Annotated in this window: 11 protein-coding genes; 3 read left to right on the top strand and 8 right to left on the bottom strand. The window is 55.8% G+C overall.

Annotated features, from left to right (window positions below; translation table 11 throughout):
• Positions 1-45: 45 nt before the first annotated feature.
• Complete coding sequence (locus BLR09_RS11310; protein WP_093201870.1) at positions 46-2,151, bottom strand: bifunctional aldolase/short-chain dehydrogenase; 2,106 nt, start codon at positions 2,149-2,151, stop codon at positions 46-48.
• An 89-nt stretch (positions 2,152-2,240) separates the two neighbouring features.
• Positions 2,241-2,570 carry a hypothetical protein gene (locus tag BLR09_RS11305; RefSeq protein ID WP_143011077.1) on the bottom strand — a complete coding sequence of 110 codons (330 nt, stop codon included), beginning with the start codon at positions 2,568-2,570 and terminating at the stop codon, positions 2,241-2,243.
• A gap of 196 nt (positions 2,571-2,766) precedes the next feature.
• On the opposite strand from BLR09_RS11305, the gene BLR09_RS11300 reads away from it, so the two are divergent.
• The gene (locus BLR09_RS11300; RefSeq protein WP_245689909.1) at positions 2,767-3,807 is read left to right on the top strand and encodes a GntR family transcriptional regulator; all 1,041 of its coding nucleotides are present in this window, start codon (positions 2,767-2,769) and stop codon (positions 3,805-3,807) included.
• Here the strand turns inward: BLR09_RS11300 and rhaT are convergent, their stop codons facing one another.
• From rhaT to pdxA, 6 genes are all read right to left on the bottom strand, one after another.
• Positions 3,808-4,866, bottom strand: coding sequence for an L-rhamnose/proton symporter RhaT (gene rhaT, locus BLR09_RS11295; RefSeq protein ID WP_093201865.1), 1,059 nt, complete (start codon positions 4,864-4,866; stop codon positions 3,808-3,810).
• Between the two features lie 389 nt (positions 4,867-5,255).
• Positions 5,256-6,434 (bottom strand): acetyl-CoA C-acyltransferase, encoded by a 1,179-nt coding sequence (locus BLR09_RS11290; RefSeq protein WP_093201863.1) that lies wholly within the window; start codon positions 6,432-6,434, stop codon positions 5,256-5,258.
• Between the two features lie 110 nt (positions 6,435-6,544).
• Positions 6,545-7,483: a GNAT family N-acetyltransferase gene (locus BLR09_RS11285; protein WP_093201860.1), complete on the bottom strand. Its 939-nt coding sequence runs from the start codon at positions 7,481-7,483 to the stop codon at positions 6,545-6,547.
• Positions 7,480-8,097, bottom strand: coding sequence for a DNA-3-methyladenine glycosylase (locus BLR09_RS11280; protein WP_093201858.1), 618 nt, complete (start codon positions 8,095-8,097; stop codon positions 7,480-7,482). Before BLR09_RS11280 ends, BLR09_RS11285 begins: the two co-directional genes overlap by 4 nt.
• A 38-nt stretch (positions 8,098-8,135) precedes the next feature.
• A complete protein-coding gene (locus BLR09_RS11275) occupies positions 8,136-9,014 on the bottom strand; it encodes a YicC/YloC family endoribonuclease (protein WP_093201855.1) in 879 nt (292 codons plus the stop codon).
• A 12-nt stretch (positions 9,015-9,026) separates the two neighbouring features.
• Positions 9,027-10,769 (bottom strand): 4-hydroxythreonine-4-phosphate dehydrogenase PdxA, encoded by a 1,743-nt coding sequence (gene pdxA, locus BLR09_RS11270; protein ID WP_093201851.1) that lies wholly within the window; start codon positions 10,767-10,769, stop codon positions 9,027-9,029.
• 260 nt (positions 10,770-11,029) lie between these two features.
• On the opposite strand from pdxA, the gene BLR09_RS11265 reads away from it, so the two are divergent.
• Together BLR09_RS11265 and BLR09_RS11260 are read left to right on the top strand one after the other, a co-directional pair.
• Entirely contained in the window at positions 11,030-11,974 is a 945-nt protein-coding gene (locus tag BLR09_RS11265) for an NAD(P)-dependent oxidoreductase (RefSeq protein ID WP_093201849.1), read from the top strand.
• Positions 11,975-12,009: 35 nt separating this feature from the next.
• Positions 12,010-14,457, top strand: a complete 2,448-nt coding sequence (locus tag BLR09_RS11260) for an endonuclease MutS2 (protein WP_093201846.1) — start codon at positions 12,010-12,012, stop codon at positions 14,455-14,457.
• The last annotated feature ends 34 nt before the right edge of the window (positions 14,458-14,491 follow it).

The raw sequence follows: 14,491 nt of genomic DNA, 5'->3' as shown, positions 1-14,491 counted from the left end.
GATTCCAACAAACTGAAAACAGAAAACGGTAAACCGAAAACCGGCTTACCGATAAAATCCCATCGCAACCCCGCCATCCACGTTCAGCGCGTTGCCGGTGGATTTATTGAGGAGGCCGCCGACGAACGCGAAACAGGCGTTGGCAATGTCGTCGGGGAGGATGACTTCATTGAGGAGTGTGCGCTTGGCGTAGTAAAATGGCAGTTCTTCCACCGTAATGCCATAGGCCTTGGCGCGTCCTTCGGCCCAGGCGCCGGCCCATATCTTGGAATCGGCGATGACGGCATCCGGATTAACCATGTTGACGCGGATTTTTTCCGGTCCGACTTCCGCAGCCAGCAAACGGGTACCATGCGCCTGTGCTGATTTGGCGGAGCCATAGCCCAGGTTATTCGGCCCGCTGACAACGGCATTTTTCGAAACAATATTCAGGATATCTCCACCGATGCCCTGCTTCCGCATGACCTCTACCGCCGCCTGGGAAACCAGGAACTGACCTTTCACGAGAATATCGAACAGCAGGTCCCAGTCTTTCTCCGTGTGATCGGCGATGGGCTTGGAAATGGAAATACCGGCGTTGTTCACGACAATATCCACCCCGCCAAAGGCCAGCGCGCAGGCGTCAAATGCCTTCGCGATGGATTCTGCCGAGGTAACATCCAGCAGTTCGGACGACGAGGCATCCTTGCCATATGCTTTCAGGAATTCTTCCCTGGCGCCGGCAAGGCGGTCTGCATCGTTGTCGTTCAGGAATACCACGGCGCCTTCGGCCTGGAATTTCCTGGCAATAGCCTTGCCGATACCGCCCGCCGAACCCGTAATCAGCGCGATTTTGCCGGAAAGAGGCTTCGGCTTCGGCATGCGTTGCAGCTTGGCTTCTTCGAGGAGCCAGTACTCGATGTCAAACGCTTCCTGGCGGGGAAGCGAAGTGTACTCGGAAATGGCTTCCGCGCCACGCATTACGTTGATGGCGTTGATGTAAAACTCGGCGGCAACGCGCGCGGTCTGCTTGTCTTTCGCAAACGTAAACATACCGACGCCGGGCCAGAGTATGACGACCGGATTCGGGTCGCGCATGGCCGGACTGTTGGCACGCTTGCAGGTCTGGTAGTACTCGGTGTACATCGCCCGGTAGGCTTCGAAGGCCGGGGCGAGGGTTTCTTTCAGGGCTTTCGGGTCAGACAGGTCGGCGTCCGGAGCAAGCTCCAGTACCAGCGGCTGGATTTTGGTCCGGAGGAAGTGGTCGGGGCAGGAGGTACCCAGCGGAGCCAGCTTGTCGAGGTCATGGGAGTTGATAAACTGCAGTACCCGCTCATCGTCGGTAAAATGCCCGATCATCTGCACATAGCTCGAGCAGAACCCGCGGAGTACCGGTGCGAGGCGGGAGGCCCGGGCGGCGCGGTTGTCGATTGACAGAATACGTTGTCCCCCGAAAACAGGGCCTTTTTTACCATAATTTTCTTCGAGGTACTCGGCGCAGCGCTCAATAACCTCGAGGGTATTGACATAGCTTTCGTAAGCCGTGTCGCCCCAGGTAAAGAGGCCGTGACTGCCCAGGAAGATTCCGCGGATACCGGGATTTTCGGCCAGGCAGCGTTCCAGTTGCAGGCCCAGGTCAAAGCCCGGACGTTGCCAGGGTACCCAGCCGAGGGTACCGCCGAAGAGTTCTTTCACGATCTGCTCGCCGTCTTTCGCCGCGGCGATGGCAATGGCGGCGTCCGGGTGGAGGTGATCGACGTGGTTGAAGGGAAGAAACGCGTGAAGCGGTGTATCGATAGACGGCGCCTTGGAATCGAGGTCATAGATGCAGTGGTTGAATAGTTCCACCATTTCATCTTCGAATTCGAGTCCGCGGTACCGGTTTTTGAGCGCGTGAAGGCGGTCGAGGTACAGGGCCGCCAGGCCTGATTTTTTCAGCGTGCCGAGGTCGCCGCCGGAGCCTTTCACCCACATGACGCGCGTCGGCTCTCCGGTCAACGGATCCGGAGCCGCAACTTTACACGATGTATTTCCACCTCCGTAGTTGGTGAGTCGTAAATCCGCTCCCAACAGGTTGGAGCGGTAAATAAGAAGGGCTACTTCGTCGCCCGCCAATTCCGCAGCTTTGGCCTCATCCCAGAGGTAGCTCACGTGTTTGAAAGTCTCAGTCATATTTTCAGGAGAAATAAATCGATGTTGCAAAGCAAAGGCATGAAAAAGTAGCAGCTGTCATGCTCTGTTGGGTTGACCGGCCGGTCTTTTCAACCTGCCGAATTTTGAAACGACAGGTGTCTTCCAAACGTGTAATGGTATTGATTTTCAGCTTTTTTGCTGTCGGACTGAGCCGGTAGTCCGGCTTTCATCTGAAGCTCCGGATCTGTTGTTGTCTTCGGTGAAACAGTAAGGTTCAGGATGGTTTTGCCTTTCGTCTGAAACGATTTTTTTTCGCGGCGCGGCGCATGGCGCTTCACCCGATTGCGCCCTTCTGCCGGCTTCGGCGCCATCCGGCAGGTTTGGAATCCGGGAATACCGGATTCCGGGTAGGTTGGAAGCAAAAAGATACCAGCCCGGGCGGGTTGCTCTGATTTCATAACTGTCAGGTTTTGTTCGCTCAAAAGTCTGTAAATAATCAGGGGCAAGTATCCTGTTCCGTCAGGCCGGAAGGAACGACTCATCCTGAGCGGGTTAGCCTTATTTTTACCGGAATTATCCTCAAAATATCCCATTTTAGAAACGGATTGTCTGGTTTTCTTTGGCTACTTTGCGGGATATACCCGTTTACTCCGCATGATGAAACAGACCGTCCGGCAGGTATTCGAGATCATCCAGATCGACGAATATTCCACTACTCCGAAATACAAGCAGATTGTCAACTCGGTGATTTCCGCCATCGAAAAGGGAGTGGTAAAGAGCAAGCAGGGATTACCCTCGATCAACGAGCTGTCCATGCTCTTCGATATCTCGCGGGATACCGCTGAAAAGGCGTACAACGAGCTGAAAAAACTGGGTATTCTGGGGTCTGTGCCGGGGAAGGGTTTTTACATCGCCAGCGCGAGTTACCGCCAGAAGCGCCGGGTATTTCTGCTTTTCAACAAGCTGAGTCCGCATAAAAAAATCATTTACGATGCCTTTGTGGAAAAGCTCGGTGAAGAAACGGCGATTGATTTTTACGTCTACAACAACAACTTCCGGCTATTCAAAGAACTGATTCAAAACCGGGCCGGGCATTACACGCACTACGCGATCATCGCTCATTTCCTGGAAGGCGGGGAAAATGCGGCCGAGCTGATCCGCCAGTTACCGAAAGACCAGCTGATGATTCTCGACAAGCTTGTTCCCGGTATCGAGGGAGATTATGCCGCGGTTTATCAGGATTTTGAACGGGATATTTTCACCGCGCTGGGCGAGGCGGAAGAGCTGCTTCGGAAGTACAAGATGCTCAAACTGATCTTTCCATCCTATACCTACCATGCCCGCGAAATCCTGATCGGCTTTCAGAAATTCTGCACCGAATACGGGTTTGCCTACAAGATTATTTCGGACGTGCGGCAGGAACCCATGCAGGCGGGAGATGCCTATATCAACCTGATGGAAGACGACCTGGTAGTCCTCGTCAAACAGGCCAAGTCCATCGGTCTGAAAGTAGGGCAGGAGGTCGGAATTATCTCGTACAATGAAAGTCCGCTGAAGGAGATTATTCTGGATGGAATAACGGTACTGTCGACCGATTTCGAAGCAATGGGCCGGAAGGCTGCCGAGCTGATTCTCCGGAATTCCACCGAAAAAATCGCCAACCCCTTCCGGCTCATTGTCCGGAAATCACTTTGATTATTCGCTGAGGTAATTACCGTATCCGACGATCAGTACGGAGAGGATAATCGTGGCTATACCGGTCAGAATGGTCCGGTAAGTGGCCGGTTTTACGCCTTTCCATTCCTTCAGGTACAAGCCCCACAGGTTGGAAATGATGATGATACTGGCCGTATGGAGAATCCAGGAACTCGCGCCGTTACCCAGCTTGCTTTCCCCCATGCCATAGAAGAAAAACTGCAGGAACCAGGTCGTGCCGGCGATCGCTGAAAACAGGTAATTATTGAGCAGCGGGGTTTTCTTATCGACGTAGTTACCAAACGTTTTATTCCGGAAATTGAGCAGCAGCGACCAGATCAGGTTGGTCGTCAGCCCGCCCCAGAGTACGACGACGAAAATTACGTTGTTCTGAAACAGCGGGTTGCAACCTTGCTCCACCGCTACATGGGCCATCGGCTTACCCGCTTCGATACCGAAATTGAAACAGGCGCTGAGAATACCCGACATCGTCGCCACGATGAGGCCTTTCCAGAGGTTGAATTCCTGAATACTGGCTTTCTTTTCTTCTTCTGACAGCTCGCCTTCTTTCATCATACCCGCTTTCCCGCAGATGCAGATCCCGACAACGCAGATCGCAACGCCGAGGAGTACTACCTGCCCACCGGTACTCGCGATCATTTGCGAGATGGTGCCGTGGCTGGCAGAGGTAAACAGGTCCCGGTAAATCGGCGGAATCAACGCGCCGAATACCGAACAAAAGCCCAGTACTACCGACTGACCGAGCGACAGGCCCAGGTACCGGACCGATAGCCCGAAAGTCAGACCGCCGATGCCCCATAGGAGGCCCATCACGTAGGTCCAGAAAAGGGTATCCGAATCTGTCGTCCGGATGATGTGCATGAAATCCGGGATGGTCAGCCAGGCGGCAATATGCGGAGCGATGAGCCAGGAAAACAGCCCGCCGATGATCCAGTAGCTTTCCCAGGCCCAGGCTTTGACCCGTTTGAAGGGGATATAGAAACTGCCGGAAGCGAACCCGCCGACGAAGTGAAAAAAGACACCTAAGAGAGCTTGCATACTGCGCGGATAGAGGGACAGGAAAAGGCCAAATCTAGGAACCGGAGGGGAAAGAGCCCATCCCGTACTGTCCGGGAAAATAGGCTTTTTTAAATGCCGGATAGCATCATTTGAATAGAAAAATGCCACCCGTCAGCGACAGGTGGCATTCCGACGAACCTTCAACCTTTACTTTAATTTAACGCAAAAAACGAGCCTTCCGAACCCGGTAACGATCCGTTGGCGGAAGGGACTCATTCTTAAAACGCCCGGAAAGATAGGGAGGGATATACGGGCGTTCCGGGGAATCGATGGAGGTACACGCTCGTGAGACGAACGGCCCTGAAAAAGAGAAAACCGCTTTCTGTCTTCCGACGGAAAGCGGTTTTTGCAAAAAGAATAAGCCGATATCAGTTCAGCAGCTCATATATGCCGGCTACTCCCTGGCCGCCGCCTACGCAGGCCGTAACCATGCCGTACTTCTGCTTCCGGCGGCGCATTTCGTGGAAAAGCTGAACAGACAGCCGGGCGCCGGTAGATCCCAGCGCATGGCCCAGGGCAATAGCCCCGCCGTTCGGATTGAGAATAGCCGGATCGATGCCCAGCTCGCGTACCACGGCCAGCGACTGAGCGGCGAAGGCTTCGTTGAGCTCCACCTGCTGGATGTCGCCCAGCTTGAGGCCGGCTGCTTTCAATGCCTTGGGTACTGCGGCGACCGGTCCGATACCCATGATACGGGGTTCGACGCCCGCCGTCGCATAGCTCATCATGCGGGCGATGGGCTGAAGACCGAGTTCATTGACCATCCGCTCCGACATCACGATCACAAACGCGGCTCCGTCCGAGGTTTGGGAGGAGTTGCCAGCCGTCACTGTTCCGCCGGCGGCGAAGACGGGTTTCAGCTTGCCGAGTGCTTCCAGGCTGGTATCGGCGCGGGGGCCTTCGTCGGCCGCAACCGTGTACTCACGGGTTTTCTTTTTTCCGCTGGCTGTGTCGAAGTAGGTTTCCTTCACGGCAATCGGGACGATTTCGTCCGCAAAAAGTCCCGTCTGCTGTGCTTTCAGTGCTTTTTGGTGACTGGCGAGCGCAAAGGCATCCTGATCCTCCCGGCTGATGTGGTACTGATTGGCTACCTGCTCGGCGGTGAGGCCCATGCTCAGGTAGTAATCCGCGTGATTTTGTGCGATATCATAATTAAGCGCTGTCTTCCAGCCCATTACAGGCACGAGCGACATGGATTCAGTACCGCCCGCAATCACGCAGTCAGCCCAGCCGGAATGAATCTTCGCCGCCGCGAGGGCGATGGCTTCCAGACCGGAACCGCAGTACCGGTTGATCGTCATGCCCGAAACGGTTTCAGGAAGCGACAACAGCGAAACGTAACGTCCCATCTGCATGCCTTGTTCCGCTTCGGGAACGGCATTGCCGACAATCAGGTCGTCGACCCGCGCCGGATCCAGCTGTGGGACAGTTGAAAGCGCGTGTTTGATAACAGTAGCCGCGAGGTCGTCGGGGCGGGTAAACCGCAGGCCACCTTTGGGCGCCTTTCCGACCGGGCTGCGAAAGCCTGCAACAATGTAAGCGTTCATGGTTTTAGTTTAGAAGTGATGAGAGGGCTTAAAGCCGTAAGTTATAAGCTATAGGCTTTAAGCGAGGGACGAGCTCTATAGCTTAAAGCCTATAGCCTACAGCTTAAAAACTACTGCGTCGTTCCAAGATACATAAATGTGCCCTTTTCCGACTCCGCCGCTCCCAGATTCTTTTTGAAACGGATGAGTCCTTCGTTTCGTTCGCCGCGGTCGGTGGCGATGCCCAGGTCGAGCAGGCCGAAGCCGTTGGCCCGGCACCAGTCGTACACACCGCGGATCAGAAATACGGTTGGGCTGTAGCGGGAATAGTCGCCGTCGTCGGCCAGGTGAAAGGTATATAAGGCATTGCTGTTCAGGCGGATAGTGACGGCAACAGCGATCATGTGCTCCCCGTCAAATACACCGAAGGCATATATGTCTTCCGGAAAATGCTGAAAAAGTCCGGCAAAAAGTCCCGGAAAAAGCGTGATACGATGCCCTTTGCGCTCCCGCGCCCGGATGACAAAGTCCTGCAATATTTCAGGATCGGCCCGGTCAATTTTCCGGAACGCAAAACCCATACGTTCCGCCTTACGCGCTTTCCATCGTTCACCCCGGTGCAGACCATCTTCAAAGGGTGCGTCCGTAACGGGTATATGGTAATTCAAATCTGTATTAGTCAACTGAAAACCAGCTGCCAATAGCGCCTGCCGGATAAAGGGAGAGGTAACAGGTACCAATGCCTCCGGATATTGGGTAATAACGACGGTCGAAAGGTCTTTCAACCGGTCAGTGACGCGCTGTACAAAAGCGATCAGAATTTCAAGAGCAATACCGGCGGCCGCTTCAATACCGCCAAACGTTGCCCGGCGGGGACTAACCGCCCGTTCTTCCGTGATGAAAACGGAAAGCCGGACCAGAATACCTTCCGGAACATGCAGCGTAAACGTCAGTAGCTGATCGCCCGGTTGGCGCTGAACGGCCAGGTGACGGGGTTCATTGAAAAGAAACGGGTCGAAAAGAAGGGGGAATGCCTGGCTTTCCTGTCCTTCGCGGAAATCGAAGGTCATGCGCGTTTACTCACAAAAAGACTGCCGGTTTCATAAAACCGGTACGGCAGGTCGGCTCCCTGGGTAATGCCGATGCGCGTGGTTTGCGTAACCGAATGGTCGGGCAGCGATCCTGCAAGGCAGTACAAAGGTCCGTCCTGGAGATGGCTGAAATTCAAGGATTTATCAATGCCCATCGCATGGACGAGGCTGGCAGGGCCGCGACAGAGGTCGCGTGCTTTAATCGGCGCAGGTGAAAACGGCTTGCCGAATACCTGCTGAATCCGCTGCCGCGCGACGATCCGCCGGGTTTCCATCAACTCCAGGCCTTCGAGCGGCTCCAGTGCGCGGATGAGTACTGCTTCGCCGACGCCTTCCGGCACGGACGTGATGTTGACGCAGTAATATTGTCCGTAAATCTGATACACGTAGACAGTACCCGGAGGCCCGAACATGGGCGCATTACGGGCTGTTTTGCCACGAAAGCCGTGGCAGGCGGGATCATCCCGGAGGTAGGCTTCCGTCTCGACGATGCGCCCCGCTGTTCTGCCATCCGCATGCTCGTGCACCAGCACACAGCCCAGCAGGCTGCGGGCGAAGTCGAGCGTGGGTATGTCATACGCAGTAAGCCGCATCCGGAAATAAAAAGGGAGGTGTTTGCCACCTCCCTGATTTACAAGACGTTTGAGGTCTGTTCCTTGATTTTTTCGAGTTCGTCTTTCATGCCGACGACCAGCCGTTGTATGACGGCGTCGTTGGCTTTCGAACCGATGGTATTGATTTCCCGGCCGATTTCCTGCGCCAGAAAGCCCAGTTTCTTGCCGTTTCCTTCCGTCAGTACTTCCCGGAAATAGTCCAGGTGCGTTTGCAGGCGGACTTTTTCTTCGGAGATATCATATTTCTCGACGTAGTAGACGAGTTCCTGCTCAAAGCGGTTCTTGTCAAAACCTTCTTCGCCGAGGAGATCGGTGATGGACTTAAGCAGTCGCTCGCGGACGGCCGGAATGCGAAGTACGTCCTGTTCGGCTACCTGCTTCAGCCCGTTTTCGATGCGGTTGATGCATTCTCCGAAAATATCGACGAGGACGCCACCCTCCCGTTCCCGGAAATCCTGGCATTCCGCCAAGGCTGTCCGGATGGCCTGAAGGGCGGTTTGCCACTCGGCGTCGGAGGTTTCGGGGACGGTCTCGGTATTCAGGGCATTCGGCCAGCTCATGGCCATTTTGAATATTTCGAGGTCGTCAAACGAATTACTCAGGTGGAAAAAGCTTTCCCGGATATCCTGAAAATACGCTTTTACTAGCGGGCGGTTGACGGACACTGACGCTTCGGCCTGTGCCGTCTTGACCAGAGTCAGGTTGATTTCGATTTTTCCACGCTCCAATTCCGCAGAGAGAAGGTTGCGCAGCTCAATTTCCTTGCTGGACAGGCTTCTCGGAAGGCGGCAAAAGATATCGACTCCCTTGGAGTTGAGCGTTTTGATTTCGGCGGTGACGGACACCCCGTTTGATTCGACGACACCCCGGCCGAAACCGGTCATAGATCTGAGCATACAAATGAAAGGCTATTCCTGGGCCGGCTCATCCGGTTTAGAGGCAGGTGATTCAGTAGTTTTTTCCTCGGAAATACCCATGAGGCCGCGCTGTGCTTCACGCAGGTCGACCAATTCGGGCGACAGCGGCGGTACCGGGCGGGGTTCGTTCCGGTTAGGGCGCTGTTTTTCCCGGCGGGGTTGGTTATTGTCCCGGGGAGCGCCGTCCTCTTTCGGGCGTTCCTGCTGATCACGCGGTTCCCGCGGGGGGCGTTCTTCCCGGGGGGGACGCTCCTGCTGGTTGCGGGGGCCGCGGTCTTCTCTGGGCTGACGCTCGTCTTTCGGGCCACGCTCTTCGCGGGGCGGCCGGTCCTGCTGGTTACGCGGACCGCGTTCTTCGCGGGGTTGGCGTTCTTCCCGCGGACCGCGGTCTTCGCGTTGCTGGCCTTTGGGGCCGCGGTCGTCGCGGCGCGGGGGACGATCTCCCTTTGGTCCGCGCTCCGGCTGCTCCGCTACAGGGGCATCGCCTTCCGGCAGGTCGGTGATGAATGCGGTCTCCGGAATATCGTCCGGTACTTCCGGCAGGGGGATATCTTCGAGGGAAGCTTCGGCCGGTTCGGGAGCGCGTTCCTCGCGTGGCGTCCGTTCAGGGCGTGGGTCGCGGGCGCGTTCCTCGCGTGGCGGACGGTCATCCCGGCGGCCCTGCTTGTCTTCGCGGCCCGGTTTATCGCTGGTTTTTTCGAGGCGGTTGGCTTTCAGGTCTTCCCATTCCTCGCGATTCCGGACAACGTCCAGCGCCGTAAAAATAGCCTGAAGCATGGAGCCCGGGTCGGCAATGTTCTTGCCGGCGATGTCGTAAGCCGTTCCGTGATCGGGGCTGGTCCGGACAGCGGGCAGACCCGCCGTGAAATTCACTCCGTCTTCAAATGCCAGCATCTTGAAAGGCATCAGGCCCTGATCGTGATACATGGCGAGGACGGCGTCAAACTTGCGCCAGCTTCCGGCACCGAAGAAACCGTCGGCAGGAAAGGGTCCGTATACCAGGTGGTTCTTTTTCCGGAATTGCTCGATGACAGGTGTAATGACCTCCTTTTCCTCGTTGCCGAGCAGACCGTCTTCACCGGCATGCGGGTTGAGGCCCAGCACGGCGATCCGGGGTTTCTGAACGCCGAAATCTTCCTGGAGAGACTTGACAATCTGTGTCAGTTTGCGGGAAACGGCGTCCTGATGAATGCCGGAACGGACGCGTCCGAGCGGGACGTGCCCTGTAACAACGCCAATCTTCAGCCGCTCTGATACCATGAACATCAGGTACTCGGTCGACTCAAACCGTTCTGCCAGAAACTCAGTATGTCCCGGAAATTTGAAGGACTCTGACTGGATGGTATGCTTGTTGATCGGAGCGGTAACAAGCGCGGCGATTTTCCCTTCTTTCAGGTCGGTAACCGCCTGCTGAAGGCATTCAAAGGCTGCCTGGCCGGCTTCCGGCGTTACTTTGCCGGGCTCGACGGTCGTCTGGCTGTCGTCAAAACAGGAGATGACATTCACCAGTTTATGATTGACGGCGCCGATGGACGCAATGCCATGCAGCTGCCAGTCTTTCATGTCAAACAAATGCTTGTACCGGTTCAGCACCCGCATCGACCCGTAGATGACCGGGGTGATTTGTTTATTCAGGTGGTTCCCGTGTAAAGCCTTGAGGATCACTTCAGGACCGATGCCGTTGTAATCGCCCAGCGTGATGCCGATAATAGGCTTCTGATGTTGCTCACTCATGGTCGTTCTGCTGCCGGAGAAAACTGGTTCCGGCGAGGGAAATCGGTATAACTTCCGGCTAAGTTACAGCATCGGTCAGGGATTTTGTCGGAAGGCCCTGATTTTTCGGAAATATGCCGGTCTGTAACCGGTTTGCGGCTAACCGTAAGCATACATGCGGTTTTTTTGCAGAAGCTGACGAACTTTGCCGCCTGTTCAGCGGGTTACCCGTCTGACAAGGGAATAAATGCTCCGGCCGCGTACCCGGAGCAAAGGGAAATATGAAACGGATTTTTATCTGCGACGAAATGCACCCCAGCCTCTTCGGTATGCTCGACGAAGCCGGGTTTGAATACAGCTATCAGCCGAAAGCCAGACGGGACGAAATCCTGGCACAGATCGGCGAATACGAAGGCCTGCTCATCCGGAGCAAGACCCTGGTGGACGAGGATTTCCTCGCACACGCGCCACGCCTGGCATTTATCGGCCGGGCAGGCGCCGGGCTCGACCTCATCGACCGCGACGCCTGCGAAGCGCACAATATCCGCCTGTTTGCCGCCAATGCCGGTAACGCCGATGCCGTAGGCGAACATGCTACCGGTATGCTGCTCGCGCTGATGAACCATATCCATACCGCCGACCGGGAGGTACGGGAGAAAATCTGGCGCCGGGAAGCCAACCGCGGTACCGAAATCGGCGGAAAAACCGTCGGCCTGATCGGATACGGCCATAACGGACAGGCCTTTGCACGCCGCCTCAGCGGTTTCGGCGTACAGGTGTTGGCGTACGACAAGTACCGGGATCGCTATTCCGATACCTATGCGCAGGAGGCGACGATGGAAGAGATTTTTGCCGAAGCAGATATCCTCAGCCTCCATATCCCGCTGACGGAAGAAACGGAACACCTTGTCAACACCGCGTTTATCAGCCGGTTTGCGAAGCCGTTTACCCTGATCAACATCTCCCGGGGAGAGATTGTCAGTCTGGCAGATACCCTGGCAGCGCTGCAAAGCGGTGAGGTATCTGGCGCCTGCCTCGATGTCCTCGAGAATGAAAAGCTCCATCAACTGCCCGCCGGCCCCGACGCCGTCTTCGATGCGCTGGCCCAGTTGCCCAACGTCCTCTTTACGCCGCACGTGGCGGGGTGGTCGCACGAGAGCTACATATGTATTAATGAAGTACTGGTCCGGCAGATCGCCCGGGAGTTCGGGAAGGTAAGTCCCTGAACGCCGGCCGCCGGCCCGACCCGCTCAACAGAACCATGCTTTACCCAAAAAACATAGAAGAAAAAATCGGGTTCGACCGTATCCGTCAGTGGCTTAACGAGGCATGCCTCTCGCCGCTGGGACGGTCGTTCGTCGAAAAAATACGTTTCTCAGACCGCCCCGACCTGATCCGGAAGATGACCGGGCAGGTGGCGGAAATGAAAGACATCATCGCCCTCGAACCGGAATTTCCCCAGCAGAATTACATCGACGCAACGGAACAACTGGCCAAGGCACGTATTGAAGGGGCTTTTCTGACAGAAGAGGAATTTTTCGGCCTCAAGCTTTCTCTTCGGACTATTCAAAGTATCGTCCGCTTTTTCGAAGCAAAGGAAGAACCTTCGTTTCCGTATCTGAGAGAGCTGATCGTTCAGGCGTTTCCATCGGAGACGGGTACCAAAAAAGGAGAGGAGCTTTCCGCGCTGCTGAAGGATATTGACCGGATCATTGACGACCGCGGCCGCCTGCGCGACAACGCGTCGCCCGAACTCCAGCATATCCGCCGGGAGCTGATCGCCGAACAGGCCCGCCTTCGGAAAACCCTCGAATCCATGCTCAGAACAGCGGTTTCGAACGGATGGGTACCGGAGGGCGCCTCCATGACAGTCCGGAATGGCCGGATGGTGATTCCCCTCGTCGCCGAACACAAGCGAAAAATCAAAGGCTTTGTCCAGGACGAATCGGATTCGGGGAAGACGGTTTTTCTGGAACCGGCCGACGCCCTGGAAGCCAACAACGAAATCCGTGAACTGGAATCCCGGGAACGCCGCGAAATCATCCGGATTCTGACAGACCTCACCGGCAAAGTTCGTCCTTACGCCGACGAGCTGAAACGTGCCTTTACCTTTCTCGGTCTGGTGGACTTCATCCGGGCCAAAGCCCGCCTGGCTCTTGATCTGGGCGCCAGCGCGCCGTTTTTTGAAGCGAAGCCGCTGGTCGACTGGCGTGAAGCCCGGCACCCGTTGCTCTTTCAGAGCTTCCGCAAGCAAGGGAGATCCGTCGTTCCGCTGAACGTAAAACTGGATGAACCCCGCCGGATTCTCCTCGTTTCCGGGCCGAACGCGGGCGGTAAATCCGTAATGCTCAAGACGATCGGCCTGATTCAGTACATGTTTCAGTGCGGATTGCTGGTGCCGGTAGCCGACCACTCGACGATGGGCCTTTTCCGGAATCTGTTCCTGGATATCGGGGATGAACAAAGCCTGGAAAATGACCTGTCGACGTATTCGTCGCACCTCACGAATATGAAGCACTTTCTGCTTCATGCCGATAAGAAGACGCTTTTCCTGATCGATGAATTCGGAACGGGTACCGAACCCAGCCTGGGTGGCGCCATTGCTGAGAGTATCCTGCAGGAGTTGAATAAATCCGGCGCATATGGCGTCATCAATACGCACTATTCCAACCTGAAGACATTCGCTGACCGGACGGAAGGCCTCGTCAACGGCGCCATGCGGTTTGATGCGGAGCATCTGGAGCCATTATACGAATTGGAAACCGGGAAACCCGGCAGCTCCTTTGCCTTCGAAATCGGGCGGAAAATCGGGCTGCCGAAGGGCGTGCTGGACGCCGCCCGGCAGAAGCTCGACCGGCACCAGGTGAATTTCGAAAAGCTGTCGAAAGAACTTGAAATCGAACGGAAGGTCTTTCAGGACCGTAATAGTCAAAACCTGCAGCGTCAGCAGGAACTGGACCAGCTCACGGCTCAGTACCAGACCCTGAAAACGTATCTCGAAACGGAGAAAAAGCGCCTGCTGAACGAAGCCAAGGTGCAGGCGAAGGAACTTGTTCGGGAGGCGAATGCGAAGATCGAAAACACAATCCGTGAAATCCGGGAGCAGGGCGCTGAGAAGCTCGCTACAAAGGAAATCCGCCAGCAGCTGGTCGACTTTTCCCAGGAAAAACTGAAAGAGGAAAAGATCGAAAAACCCAAACCGGCGAAGAAAGAAGAAGCGGAAATTGAGGTAGTTGGCGGGGAAATTTCCACAGGCTCCCTCGTTCGCGTCAAAGGGCAGTCGACCGTCGGCGAAGTACTCGAAATGAAAGGCAAAGATGCCGTCGTAGCTATCGGCGACCTGCGGACGACCCTCAAAGTCAACCGGCTCGAGAAAGTATCCCGGCGGGAGTTCAAGGCCGCTACCGGCGACGAAAAGCCACGGGCGAAGCTCACCGGCGTAGACTTCAATGAAAAGGCGATTAATTTCTCCTTCAATCTCGATATCCGGGGCAAACGGGGCGAAGAGGCGATGGTGGAAGTCGATCATTTCATGGACGATGCCATCATGCTCGGGTATCCGGAACTGCGGATCGTTCACGGCAAAGGCGACGGTATCCTGCGGCAGCTCATCCGGAACCACCTGCGCGGGTACTCACAGGTAGCAGCGATGACCGACGAACATGCGGATCGGGGCGGCGCCGGTGTGACGGTCGTACGGATGAAGTAATATCTCCTCGTCAGAAAACTTCGGTATTTCCTGA

Origin of the sequence: Siphonobacter aquaeclarae (genome assembly GCF_900103285.1) — a bacterium.
Taxonomy (GTDB): Bacteria; Bacteroidota; Bacteroidia; order Cytophagales; family Spirosomataceae; genus Siphonobacter; species Siphonobacter aquaeclarae.
This window is presented reverse-complemented; position numbering and strand designations above follow the sequence as displayed.

Excerpts from the sequence above, each read along its gene's own strand:
- BLR09_RS11305 (WP_143011077.1), bottom strand. The coding sequence starts at position 2,570 with ATGAAATCAGAGCAACCCGCCCGGGCTGGTATCTTTTTGCTTCCAACC.
- BLR09_RS11265 (WP_093201849.1), top strand. The coding sequence starts at position 11,030 with ATGAAACGGATTTTTATCTGCGACGAAATGCACCCCAGCCTCTTCGGT.
- BLR09_RS11285 (WP_093201860.1), bottom strand. The coding sequence starts at position 7,483 with ATGACCTTCGATTTCCGCGAAGGACAGGAAAGCCAGGCATTCCCCCTT.
- BLR09_RS11300 (WP_245689909.1), top strand. The coding sequence starts at position 2,767 with ATGATGAAACAGACCGTCCGGCAGGTATTCGAGATCATCCAGATCGAC.
- BLR09_RS11260 (WP_093201846.1), top strand. The coding sequence starts at position 12,010 with ATGCTTTACCCAAAAAACATAGAAGAAAAAATCGGGTTCGACCGTATC.
- rhaT (WP_093201865.1), bottom strand. The coding sequence starts at position 4,866 with ATGCAAGCTCTCTTAGGTGTCTTTTTTCACTTCGTCGGCGGGTTCGCT.
- BLR09_RS11280 (WP_093201858.1), bottom strand. The coding sequence starts at position 8,097 with ATGCGGCTTACTGCGTATGACATACCCACGCTCGACTTCGCCCGCAGC.
- BLR09_RS11310 (WP_093201870.1), bottom strand. The coding sequence starts at position 2,151 with ATGACTGAGACTTTCAAACACGTGAGCTACCTCTGGGATGAGGCCAAA.
- BLR09_RS11275 (WP_093201855.1), bottom strand. The coding sequence starts at position 9,014 with ATGCTCAGATCTATGACCGGTTTCGGCCGGGGTGTCGTCGAATCAAAC.
- BLR09_RS11290 (WP_093201863.1), bottom strand. The coding sequence starts at position 6,434 with ATGAACGCTTACATTGTTGCAGGCTTTCGCAGCCCGGTCGGAAAGGCG.
- pdxA (WP_093201851.1), bottom strand. The coding sequence starts at position 10,769 with ATGAGTGAGCAACATCAGAAGCCTATTATCGGCATCACGCTGGGCGAT.